Genomic DNA, 12,262 nt, shown 5'->3' with positions numbered 1-12,262 from the left:
CTAAAAGCCCTGTCATCCTGAGGCCCAGGCGCACCGAACCTACCCGTAGCACACCCTTCGCGGGCCGAAGGATCTAACCGTGGAGTGCTTCCCAGCCTGGGCGCGGCAGCGGCCACCAGTGCAGAGGCCTCGCTTCCCTCGGCCGCAGCCGCGCCGCCCGATTTCGAGCACACCGCACTCCTGCTCACCTCATCGCTGAACGATTTTTTACTACCACAGGCTGCGATCATCCCGAGAATGATGATTTTTTGCAACCTAAGCGGCGCTGATGTATAACTTTTTGCAAAATAACTGATCCCGTCGCAGCGACAACGCTCGCGCTAGACCCGCGCCGTCACGCGCATCCCCTCAAGCAGTTCCATCCCGCCTCTGAATGCCTGAATCCAACCATACCCGCCTGCTGCGCTGGGGCTACAACTTCTTTCCGGCGTACCGCGGCACCGGGGCGCGGATCGAGTACATCGCCAGCGACTTCCGCGAGATCCGCATCCGCCTGCCCCTGAGCTGGCGCACCCGCAACTACGTGGGAACCATCTTCGGCGGGAGCATGTACGGCGCGGTGGACCCCGTCTACATGCTGATGCTGATCAAGAACCTGGGCCCCGCCTACGCCGTGTGGGACAAGGCGGCGTCCATCCGCTTCCGCCGCCCCGGCCGCGACACGCTGTACGCCCGCTTCAGGCTGGATGACGCCGAGCTGGACGCCATCCGCGAAGCCCTGGCCGCCGCGCCCACCGTCGATCGCAGCTACGTCGTGGAGCTGGCCGACCGGGCGGGCGAGGTGCACGCCACGATCGAGAAGGTGATCCACATCCGCCGCAAGGACGCGCCGCGCGGCTGAAAGGGTACTCTCGTTACCACGCCGGGAGTTGGGTAGCGCGGAGTGCGGCATGGACTTGAGCACGGCTCACAACGAGCAAGTTCCTCGAAGTAAATATGTTTTTCTCCAGTGTTGTCAGGTAGGCTACATACTCTCGGATTCGGAGCAGGGCGTGCAAACGATCATCGGTCCAGCAGACTACCACGCCGACTCGGCCAAGGGCAGCCGCGTTCAAGGCACTCCCCATGAGGTACTTCGCTTGGCCGTTACCCTTCTCGATTTCGATCGCAAGAAAGCATCGAGCGTTATAGTTCCCGTGTAGCAGGTCTTGTGCGTACGGGCCAGGAAAGTCGCTCCCGAAAATCGTTGCGTTCTCTCCGTGTGCTGCGAGCAACCCATCCAACAGGCCTCGATAGCGGTAAAGCATCTCATCGTACTCAAGCCCGTACCGCCCCTCGAGCGCGAATGGGCCCACGGCAATGTCGACCCACGGCGAGTACATCCGCGATCGCGACCCTGGCCGAGGGTGGAAGCGAGCTTTCTCGCTTGGCAGCATCGCTTCCCATTCCGTCCGCACATTGCCAGTCCCAAACACGAGGGCGAGTTGATCAGCGAGCGCGACCTTGTACTGGTCGACTTGGCCCATCTGTGTCCAAAACGGAATCTTGTTCATGGAGGCGTCCGAGGCAGATGATAGCACTGGCGCAATAAAGTAAGGCATGATTGCTGCCCGGACACCGTTGCATGAGGATTCGACTGGTACTCCTGGCTTCCCTGGCCGCGTGCGGCGGCGACGAAGGCGCGACGGTGGCGGGAAACTTCGCACCGGGCGCCGGCTCGCCCACGTCCGTGTGGGTGGTGGAGGCGGAGCGCAGCGCGGGCGCCGACACGGCGGGCTTCTCCATCGCCGACCTGGTGCCCGGCCCGGCGAGCATGCGGCTGATGCAGGGCAGCGACACGGCCGGGGTGCTGAACGTGGGCAGCCTGCCGTCGGGCTCGAAGCTGACGCTGCACGGCCTTCGCGTGGACGAGGCGTCGGGGCTGGCCTTTCCCCGCTCCATCGAGCTGGACGGCGCCGACGCGGTGGTGGTGAACGGCATCCGCATGGCGCCCGAGGGCCGTGTGCCGGAGCACGTGGATGCCGGCGGCGCCGTGCTCGGCTGGGCACCGGAATCCGGTGCCATGCTGCTGCGCCCGCAGAATGCGGCTCTCCCCGACCTGCGTGTGATCGTGGGGCCGACGACGGAGCTGGTGGGCACGGACGGGGGCCAGGCCGCCGCTTCCGCCATCAACCCGGGCGACTCGGTGCAGGTGCAGGGCAGGTTCGAGAACGGCTACGTGCTGGCGAGCCGCATCACCATCCCCAGCCGTGTCGCCGCCACCGATCTCCCCGGCCTCGCGCCCTCCGATGAGGGTGCGGACGACGAGCCGGAGAACGACGGGGAATCGACCGCATCGTCGTCGCCAGCGGCCAGCGGTGGTGCCGCTCGTGAGGCCACCCCGACTCCGGCCGCCGCACCCCGATCGAGCCCCGTGGTCCGCAGCGAACCTCCCGCGCGCGCGCCGGCCCGGGTCCGCGACGCTCCGCCGGGGCGCGAACGGAACGAGAACCGCGGGCGCGGACGTGGCAACGGCGGAGGCAACGGAAAGGGCAAGGGCAACGGAAAGGGCTGATCGCGCGAAAACGCCCGATCAGCCCTGATTCTTTCGACCGTCGTTACCATCCCGACCGCAGTTACCGTCCCCACCAGGGTTACCTGCTGTTCTCCTCGTTCCTCGTCAGCAGCTGCTCGCTGACCACGTACCACTTCCCGTCGTCCTCGTCGCGCTTGAAGATGTACTCCTGCATCCCCCGCCCGCGGCGCGTCTGCCCTTCCCCGCCAAAGACCCACTCCTTGTCCATCAGCACCCGCGCGCGGTCCGGCTCCAGGAACTGCACGTTGATGGAGTGTGCCGTGATGGCGCGGGTTTCGTAGCGCTTGGCATCGCGGACGCGGTCGCGGTACACGCCCGACCGGGGGAGGCGGCGCGAGTTGTAGTAGTCCACGCGGCTTCCGTAATACCGCACGTGCTCGCGAACCTCCCCGTCCACCCACGCCTGGTTCAGCGCGCGGACGTTCTGCTCGATCTCTACCTTCGCGCGCGTCAGCACGTCCGTGTCGCTGGCCGGTGTGCCCGCGGGCGTGCCCCCCGGGGTGCCGGGCGCGTTGCCGGCCGACTGGCGAGGCGGCGCCTCGGCGACGGCGCGCGCCCCGACCGCGCCCTGCAGCTTCAGGAACTCGCCATCCAGTGCGGCGAGCTGGCCGGAGTCCGGCGCCACGGCGGCCACGGCCGGCGCATCCGACCCGCCCCGGCGCGACGCCCAAACGGCGACGGCCAGCAGCAGGAGCAGCGGCACGATCCACATCACCGGCGTGCCCGGCACCGCGAATTTCCGCACCGGCCGGCTGGCGGGCATCCCGGCAGGCTCGATTCCATCCGCCGGGTGGGCGACGCGAGGCGGGGCCACGGACGGCGCGATCACCGGCACCCCCGCGGCGCCGCTCACCAGCGCCGTCGAATCCGTCTCCGGCACAAGCACCGGCGCGTCCTCGGTTGCCACGACTGGCGGGTCCTCGGCCACCACGGAGGCGGCGAGGGGCGCCGATCCCGGGTGATAGGCCGTTCCGTCATCCGACTGCGCGGTGGCCAGGGCCTCGATGAAGGCCGCGGCATCCGGATGGCGCTCGTCCGGGTTCAGCCGCAGCGCCGTCTGGATGACGTCGCACAGCGCGGGAGACACGGCCGTCCAGGCCGGCGTGCGCGGAAGCGGCACATCCTCGCCGGCGCGAACGCGGGTGCGCTCGTGCTCGTTGTACGGGCGCTGACCGGCCAGCAGCTCGTAGCCGATCAGCCCCAGCTGGTAGACGTCGGAGGTGGCCGTAAGCTGCGTCGTGCCGACGATCTGCTCGGGCGAGGCGTACGCCGGCGAGTGCGGAAGGTGGCCGATGGTGGTCAGCGCGTGCTCCGGGTCGTCGCCCAGCGGCTTGGCGATCCCGAAGTCCAGGATGCGCACTGCCTCGATCTCGTCCGTGCCCGCCAGGAAGATGTTGGCCGGCTTCACGTCGCGGTGAATGATCCCCGCCCGGTGCCCCGCAGCGATGCCGCGCGCCGCGTCCATCAGAATGCGCAGCGCCTCCGGCTGCGGGAGCACGGGGTTCCGGCGCAGCTCTTCTTTCAGGTCGCGGCCGGTCAGCAGCTCCATGATGATGAAGTCCAGCTCCAGCTCCGGGTCCGTCCCGTAGTCGAAGATGCCGACCACGTTGGGATGCTGGATCCGCGCGGCGGACGCAGCCTCGCGGCGGAAGCGCTCCCGCAGGTTGGGAAGCACCATGTCCGGCGACTGGGCGAGCGAAACGATTTTTACCGCCACCTCGCGGCCCAGCGTGGTGTCGAGCCCGCGGAACACCAGGCTCATCCCGCCGCGGCCGATGGGCTCCAGCACCTCGTAGCGCCCGGCCAGCAGCCGGCCGACCATCAGCCGTTCGAATCCCGGCCTCATCCGGCGGCTCCGTTGAATGCGGGGTGCAACGTCTGGCGATCAGGCATCACGTTCTGAATTCAGGGTGCATCGTCCATCGAACCGGGCCCAATCGCGCAATCGACATGCCCGGGCCCCAAGCCCGTGCCGGGACAACTGAAGTCGCGGCGACAAAGGCCCGAAGTCCGCCTTCGCGGACTGCATCCGCCGCCTCTCCGCTGTGGCCGCAATATCGCACCATCCGCCTGCCAGGAAGCCCGCGGGACAGCACCGATGTCATCCCGATGGAGCGGCCAAGGCGAACCCGCCCTTGCACCGCGGACAGCAGCGACTGAGGGATCCGCCACACACTCCGCGCCGCGCATCCAAACCCCGAGCCATCTCAGTCCCGGTTGCCGTCGACGCAAGCCCCGCCCTCCCGCATCGAAGTTCCGACGAACGCCGCCCTCCCCGCGTAGGCAGGGAGGGCGGCCTCATCGAAGCTCCGAGCACACAATCACCGAGGCGGATGGCCCTCGTGCTCCTCCTGCTTGGCCGGCTCCGTCGTCGTCGGGCGCGTGCGGGCGCCGCCGCTGGTGCGCTCGCGCGTGGTGCCGGTGCGCGAGGCCGTGTCGGCGCGGCTGGGCGTGGTCGTTCCCTCGCGGCGGGTGGACGTGCGCCCGCTCGCCGCGTTGGAGCCGCCGCTGCTCTTCTCGGGCGTCGGGCGCGCCGCCGCTGCCGGAGCGGACGGCGACGGCGACCTGCTCGTGGCCGCCGAGCCGCCGGACGACTCGGCGTTGGCCGGGTCTTCGGCCTGCTTCTGCCCCGTGATGTCGCGGAACTCCACCGGCGTGTTGGGCCGGATGTGGCGGCTGAGGAACTCCACGTCCCAGTTGGTCAGGCGCACGCACCCGTTGCTCGATGCGTAGCCGATGGTCTGCGGCTCCGCCGTGCCGTGGATGCCGAAGTGCGGCTCCGAAAGCGCCATCCACACCGTTCCCACCGCCACGTTGGGCCCCTTGGGGATCATCGCGTCCGGCTCGTCGTCGGGCACGCCCACCAGGATGTCGGGCTGGTAGTGCCACGACGGGTCCTGCGTGACGTTGGTCACCCGGTAGCTGCCGGTGGGCGACGGCGAGTACTTGCCGCCCAGCGTCGACGGGAAGTGGTAGATCACGCGGCCGTTGGCGTCTACGGCGTGCACGTACGTCCCGCGTCCGGAGATGACCAGCTTGGCCACCTGCTGCCCGCGCCCCGCCGCGTTCTCGTCGCGGACGGCGGGCACGTTCACCGTCTGCCCCGCCTTCAACCCGTCGATCTGCACGCCGGGGTTCAGCTTGGCCAGCAGGTCGGGGGTGATGTGGAACATCTCGCTCAGCTTTTCGGTGAGCGACTCGTAGCACGAGCAGTCCAGCTTGGCGTGCTCGTACACGTCTTCGGGAATCTTGGTGAACGGGCCCTCCACGTCTTCAGCGCTCAGCGTGCGGCGCACCACCAGCTCGGCGGGGCTGCCCGAAGCGGACCGCAGTCGCTCGAAGGTCGCAGAATCTGCGCGCGCGGTGGCGGGAAGCCCCTCACGCTTCTGGAACCAGTACAGCGCCTGGGCGGTGTTCTTTCCCCAGCGCCCGTCCATGATTCCCGGCGAGAACAGCGCGCGGTCCAGCATCACCTGGATGCGCAGCACCGACGGGCCGCCCACGTCGCCGTACAGGGGCACGTGCTGCGGCGCGGTGTTCACCGACTCGATGGAAATCTGCTCCCACTTCTCAGGATTGGGCCGCTCGTTCCGCCCGCCGGTGATGGGGTCCAGCTGCACCACCTGCATCCACGACTCGTCCATGCGGGCGCGCTCCATCTCCTCGGGCGTCATCCGCGCGGCGCGGCGGTCCCACGCCACGACGGCGCGCGCGGGATCGTTGTCCGCCGCGCGAACCGGCGTGCCCTTGGCCTGCGCGTCTCCGCCGCCGTCCTTGCATCCGGCCACGGCCAGCGCGGCCAGGGCGGCGAGCGAAACTCGTTTGATGATCATCACTTGCGTGCCTCGTGTCGCGGTGTAGGCGAAAGCCGCCCGGCCCCGGGGGGACGGGCGGCTTCGGTTATCGTGACAGGCAACCTTCGGGCCGCGTGGCGGGCGCGGACGCGAAGCGGGTCGATACGGTCGGGGTAGAAAAGACGAGAGCGGAGCACCGGACTGGCCGGCGCCCGCTCTCGTCACTTCGTCGGCACTCGTCAGGGACGCGCCGCGGGCTGTGTGCCCCCCGTCGAATCCCCCGCAACCGGAGCGGCGGGCGGCGGCGACGGGGTCTGCGGCCCGGGCGCCGGGCTGCTGGCCGGTGACGCCGGGCGCGGCGTGGCCGTGGCGCGGGGCGGCGCAAGCGTGGATGCCCGAGCCGTGTCGCGGGGCGCCGGAGTGGTGGACCGGGCGGTGTCGCGCGGGGCCGGCGGCGCGCGGCGGATCGTGTCTCGCGCCGCGGGGGCTGGAGGCGCGGCGGAGTCCGTACGCGCGCTGTCCGCCCGCGTGCCGATGACGGGCCGCCGGGCGTCCGCGGGCTGCCCCGCCCCGGGGCGCGGCGTGTCGCTGAAGGTGACCGGGGTGCCCGGCGCCAGGCGCTTGCTCAGGAACAGCGCGTCCCAGTTGGTCAGCCGCACGCACCCGGCGCTCTGCGCATAGCCGATCGTCTCGGGCGACTTGGTGCCGTGAATTCCGTAGTGCGGCGCCGAAAGGCTCATCCATACGCGGCCGACGGCGCTGTTGGGCCCGGGCGGAATGCGCGCGTTGGGCCGATCGTCGGGCACGTGGGCCAGCAGCTTCGGCTGATAGTGCCACCACGGGTTCTCGTGGATGGACGTCACGGTGAAGTCGCCCTGCGGTGACGGGTCGAACGTGGAGCCGAGCGTGGCGGAAAAGTGGTAGAGGATGCGTCCATCGGAATCCAGCGCCTGCACGTACTTGCCGGCGCCCGACACCACGAGCTGCCGGATCTCCCCGGGCGCACGGGCATCGGCCGGGCGGACGGCGGGGACGTACAGCGTGTCGCCGGTCGCAAGGGAGTCGAGCGTCACACCGGGGTTCAGCTTGCGCAGCACCTCGACCCGCGTGTGAAACCGCTCCGTCAGCTTTTCGGAGAGCGATTCGAAGCACGAGCAGCTCAGCCGGGCCTGCGCGTAGATGTCTTCGGGCATGCGGACGAACGGGCCGGCGACATCGTCGGCGGTCAGCACCTGCGGAACGACGGTCTGCGAGTCGCCCGCGACGCGCGCCAGCTGCACGTACGTGGCGGAATCTACCACGCCGGTCGCGGGCAGCCCCTCGCGCGACTGGAAGAACTGAACCGCCGTCTGGGTGTTGTGCCCCCAGTAGCCGTCCATCATCCCCGTCGAAAAGAGCGCGCGGCTCAGCAGCACCTGCACCCGCAGCACCGACGGGCCCGAGTTGCCTCGGCCCACGGGAAGGTGGTACGTGCCCGAGTTCGCCGTCTGCACGCTGATGTCGGCCCAGCGCTCGCGGAGCGGGCTCGCGCTCGGCATCGTGTCGCGCTGCACCGCGGGCGGAACCCTGGGACGGCGGACCGCCGGCGGGCGGCCCGGCCGCTGCTGCGAAGTTCCGGCCGGCGCGGGTGCCGGCGTCGCGCGCACGGGCGGACGGGCGCGCTGCGTGGGCAGAACGACCGGGCGCTCCCCCGTCTGCGCGCGGGCGGGCGCGGATGCCAGGTGCGAAGCGGCGAGGACGAGCGCCGCGAGGGCGGCGCGCATCAGGTTCGGCATGGAGATCGGAGGTCCTTCGTACGACGAGTCGGCCACAGGGCCGCGGAACACCGAAAGTGAGGCGGCGCCACGCGCTGAAGATAACCTGACCCCCTCACGCCGCAAAGGTTTGCGGGTCCCGGCCGCGGTTGGGCATCCACGGTCGTTTGGCCTACAGAACATCGAGGGGCCTTGACCTGATCGCCCGGCGTTTCGATACTTGGAAATCAGGCTGGACCTGAGGAGGGCTAGTCTAATGGTAAGGCAGCTGACTTGAAATCAGCCGACCGAAAGGTCTTCGGGGTTCGAGTCCCCGGCCCTCCGCTCCCACACGAACCGCACAACCGCTCTCCATGGGGCGCCGCGTCTGGACAGACGAACAGTTGCGCACCGCCGCCGCTTCGGCGCGGTGCCTGGCCGACGTCATGCGCGCATTGGGGACCAAGAACTGCCGCGCCATCAAGCAGCGGGCAGCCGCTCTCGGCATCGTGATCCCGTCTGGTAAGCCACTTACCTGGAGCGACGCCGAGTTCCGGGCCGCGGTCGCGTCGTCCCGCACGATCCGGGGCGCGCTCATGCGGCTGAACCTCCACGGCCGCGGCGACAACTACAAGACTTTCCACAAGCACGCCCGCCGCCTCGGCATCGACGTCTCCCACTTCGTCGGAAGCGCGCATCTGGCGGGTCAGTCGCGCACCAATCTCCAGTCCCGCCGCTCGCTCGATGCCATCCTCGTAGAACACAGCGACTACCAGAACACGAAGTGGCTCGCCCAGCGGCTCCTACGAGAAGGCGTGCTGGAGCGCCGCTGCGGCGAGTGTCAGCGAACGAAGTGGCGCGGCAATTCCATCCCGCTGGAACTCGATCACATCAATGGCGTGCGGCACGATCTGCGGCGAGAGAACCTGCGGTTCCTCTGCCCCAACTGCCACGCACTCACTCCCACGTTCCGGGGCCGGAACGCGACACGCGAGAGACGCCGCGCCCGCGCCGCGGCGTAGCTCCGCGGCGCCGATGCCCAGTTGCTGCAGTTCCCCGCATGGCGTATCCCTTGCGTCGTGCTCTCCAGCTTTGCTCGTGGGTTGCGTCCGCCACATGTTTCCGCCCGGCATCCACTTGCCGAGCGCTTCGCGGAATGCTAATTCCCGCTACAGGTTTTTACCGGTAGAGTCCGAATCGCGGTTTTCCTCGCCTGGAATCCCGCATCAATCGACGGCAGCGTCGGCCGGCGGCACCCGCGTTGGGTGCACGCCGGTCCCCGGCATTTCGCCTCGTTCCGCCTCGCAGGAGCTGATCCCGTGCCTCAGGGTGACGACCGCACCAACCCCGTTCCGCCGGCTTCCGGCGACGGCGACAACTCCCCCGCCTCGCGCCCCCGTGGGCGGCGCCTGGCCGATCCCGCACGCGCGGCCAGCCCACCCGGCGAACCCCCGGCGGCTCCGGCCGGCGCGGCCCCTCCGGCGGCTGGCAACGGCGGCGGCGCTGCTTCGCCCGTGCGGCGCGGACGCGCGGCGCAGGCGGCCGTGACGCCCGAGACGGCGGGTGACGGCGGAGGCACTCCGGCGCCCGTCGTCCCCCCCGTGGCTGGCGACGGCGCGGCCGTGACCGGAAACGGCGGCGGGGCTCCGGCGCGCGGACGCGCCCGGGCCGCGGCCGGCAACGGCGGCGGCGCGGCGACGGCGGTCCCTGCCGCGGTTCCCGTGGCGGGTGACGTCCCCCGCCCCCGGGGCCGCGCGCGCATCGGTGCGGGCGACGGCGACGGAACGGGGGGAGACGGGGGCGAGGGCGGCGACCGCCGCGAGCTGCGCCGGCTGCTGCTGGCGCTGCGCGCGCTGCGGGGCGGCGACTTCTCGGTGCGGCTGCCCGACGTGTACGGCGACGCCCTGCTCGAGGAGATCGCCGACACCTTCAACGACATCGCCCACCTGAACCAGCGCGTCTCCGACGAGATGGTGCGCGTCACCACCACGGTGGGACGGCAGGGGCAGATGACCGACCGCGCCTCCATCGGCCCGGTGGGCGGCGGATGGTCCGTCAAGCTGAACGCCATCAACCAGCTGATCGGCGACGTGATGACGCCCACCACCGAGGTGGCGCGCGTGATCACCGCCGTGGCGCGCGGCGACCTGTCGCAGAAGATGGCGCTGGAGATCGACGGCAAGCCGGTGCTGGGCGAGTTCCTGCGCATCGCGAACACCGTCAACACCATGGTGGACCAGCTCAGCGCCTTCGCGTCGGAAGTGACGCGCGTGGCGCGAGAGGTGGGCACCGAGGGCGTGCTGGGCGGCCAGGCCGAAGTGCCCAACGTGGCGGGAACGTGGAAGGACCTCACCGACTCCGTGAACTTCATGGCGTCGAACCTTACCGGCCAGGTTCGCAACATCGCCCTGGTTTCCACCGCCATCGCCAACGGCGACCTCAGCCAGAAGATCACGGTAGACGTCAAGGGCGAGATGCTGGAGCTGAAGAACACCATCAACTCGATGGTGGACCAGCTCAGCAGCTTCGCCAGCGAAGTGACCCGCGTGGCCAAGGAGGTGGGCACCGAGGGCAAGCTGGGCGGCCAGGCGCGGGTGGAAGGCGTGGCCGGTGTGTGGCGGGATTTGACGGACAACGTGAACCAGCTGGCCGGCAACCTGACCGTCCAGTTGCGAGACGTGTCGGCCGTGGCGACGGCGATCGCGGACGGCGACCTAACGCGCAAGATCACGGTCGAGGCCGCGGGCGAGATCCTGCAGATCAAGGAGGTGATCAACTCCATGGTCGACCGCCTCTCCGTGTTCGCCGACGAAGTGACGCGCGTGGCGCGAGAGGTGGGCACGGAGGGCGTGCTGGGCGGCCAGGCCGAAGTGCCCAACGTGGCGGGCACGTGGAAGGACCTTACCGACTCCGTGAACTTCATGGCGTCGAACCTTACCGGCCAGGTGCGCAACATCGCCCTGGTGACCACGGCCGTGGCCAACGGCGACCTGACGCAGAAGATCACGGCAGACGTCAAGGGCGAGATGCTGGAGCTGAAGGACACCATCAACTCCATGGTGGACCGGCTCAGCGTCTTCGCCGATGAAGTGACGCGCGTGGCGCGAGAGGTGGGTACCGAGGGCGTGCTGGGAGGCCAGGCGCAGGTGCCCAACGTGGCGGGGACGTGGAAGGACCTCACCGACTCCGTGAACTTCATGGCGTCGAACCTCACCGGCCAGGTGCGCAACATCGCCCTGGTGACCACGGCCGTCGCCAACGGCGACCTCAGCCAGAAGATCACGGTAGACGTCAAGGGCGAGATGCTGGAGCTGAAGAACACCATCAACTCGATGGTAGACCAGCTCTCCGCGTTCGCCGACGAGGTCACCCGGGTGGCGCGAGAGGTGGGCACGGAAGGCGTGCTCGGCGGCCAGGCGCGGGTGGAAGGCGTGGCCGGCGTGTGGCGGGATTTGACGGACAACGTGAACCAGCTGGCCGGCAACCTGACCGTCCAGCTGCGCGACGTGTCGGCCGTGGCGACGGCGATCGCCGACGGCGACCTGACGCGCAAGATCACGGTCGAGGCGGCCGGCGAGATCCTCCAGATCAAGGAGGTGATCAACGCCATGGTCGACCGGCTCTCCATCTTCGCCGACGAGGTGACGCGAGTCGCCCGAGAGGTGGGCACGGAGGGCGTGCTGGGCGGCCAGGCCGAGGTACCGGGCGTGGCGGGCACGTGGAAGGACCTGACGGACAGCGTGAACTTCATGGCCTCGTCGCTCACCAGCCAGGTGCGCGACATCGCCCAGGTGGCCACGGCGATCGCCAACGGCGACCTGAGCCAGAAGATCACGGTGAACGTCAAGGGCGAGATGCTGGAGCTGAAGAACACCGTCAACACGATGGTGGACCAGCTCAGCAGCTTCGCCAGCGAGGTGACCCGCGTGGCCAAGGAGGTGGGCACCGAGGGCAAGCTGGGCGGCCAAGCCAACGTGGAAGGCGTCGCGGGCGTCTGGCGCGGCCTCACCGAAAACGTGAACCAGCTGGCCGGCAACCTCACCGTGCAGCTGCGCGACATGAGCGCGGTGGCCACCGCGATCGCGGACGGCGACCTGACGCGCAAGATCACCGTCGAGGCGTCCGGCGAGATCCTCCAGATCAAGGAGGTGATCAACACGATGGTCGACCGCCTCTCCGTCTTCGCCGACGAGGTGACGCGCGTGGCGCGAGAGGTGGGC

At 69.6% G+C, this 12,262-nt stretch carries 8 protein-coding genes and 1 tRNA gene; 6 read left to right on the top strand and 3 right to left on the bottom strand.

The features are described from left to right. Positions 1-84 precede the first annotated feature (84 nt). From VGB24_RS23995 to VGB24_RS23985, 3 genes are all read left to right on the top strand, one after another. Positions 85-276, top strand: a complete 192-nt coding sequence (locus VGB24_RS23995; protein WP_331075464.1) for a hypothetical protein — start codon at positions 85-87, stop codon at positions 274-276. 97 nt (positions 277-373) lie between these two features. Continuing rightward, positions 374-841, top strand: coding sequence for a DUF4442 domain-containing protein (locus VGB24_RS23990; RefSeq protein ID WP_331075463.1), 468 nt, complete (start codon positions 374-376; stop codon positions 839-841). A 723-nt stretch (positions 842-1,564) separates the two neighbouring features. Then, positions 1,565-2,494, top strand: a complete 930-nt coding sequence (locus VGB24_RS23985; protein WP_331075462.1) for a hypothetical protein — start codon at positions 1,565-1,567, stop codon at positions 2,492-2,494. A 79-nt stretch (positions 2,495-2,573) separates the two neighbouring features. Here the strand turns inward: VGB24_RS23985 and VGB24_RS23980 are convergent, their stop codons facing one another. The 3 genes from VGB24_RS23980 to VGB24_RS23970 form a co-directional block, all read right to left on the bottom strand. After that, positions 2,574-4,361 (bottom strand): serine/threonine-protein kinase, encoded by a 1,788-nt coding sequence (locus tag VGB24_RS23980; RefSeq protein ID WP_331075461.1) that lies wholly within the window; start codon positions 4,359-4,361, stop codon positions 2,574-2,576. Between the two features lie 475 nt (positions 4,362-4,836). Further along, the gene (locus VGB24_RS23975; protein WP_331075460.1) at positions 4,837-6,348 is read right to left on the bottom strand and encodes a L,D-transpeptidase family protein; all 1,512 of its coding nucleotides are present in this window, start codon (positions 6,346-6,348) and stop codon (positions 4,837-4,839) included. 200 nt (positions 6,349-6,548) lie between these two features. Beyond that, positions 6,549-8,084, bottom strand: a complete 1,536-nt coding sequence (locus VGB24_RS23970) for a L,D-transpeptidase family protein (protein ID WP_331075459.1) — start codon at positions 8,082-8,084, stop codon at positions 6,549-6,551. A 221-nt stretch (positions 8,085-8,305) separates the two neighbouring features. On the opposite strand from VGB24_RS23970, the gene VGB24_RS23965 reads away from it, so the two are divergent. The 3 genes from VGB24_RS23965 to VGB24_RS23955 form a co-directional block, all read left to right on the top strand. Continuing rightward, positions 8,306-8,387 (top strand) — tRNA-Ser (locus VGB24_RS23965). Positions 8,388-8,416: 29 nt separating this feature from the next. Then, positions 8,417-9,064, top strand: coding sequence for a hypothetical protein (locus VGB24_RS23960; protein WP_331075458.1), 648 nt, complete (start codon positions 8,417-8,419; stop codon positions 9,062-9,064). An 801-nt stretch (positions 9,065-9,865) separates the two neighbouring features. After that, positions 9,866-12,262: HAMP domain-containing protein (locus tag VGB24_RS23955; RefSeq protein WP_349263950.1), on the top strand; the 2,397-nt coding region annotated here is incomplete at its 3' end.

This window comes from Longimicrobium sp., from assembly GCF_036399935.1.
Lineage (GTDB): Bacteria > Gemmatimonadota > Gemmatimonadetes > Longimicrobiales > Longimicrobiaceae > Longimicrobium.
The sequence above is the reverse complement of the archived record's forward strand: the minus strand, read 5'-3'. Positions and strand labels throughout refer to the sequence as shown.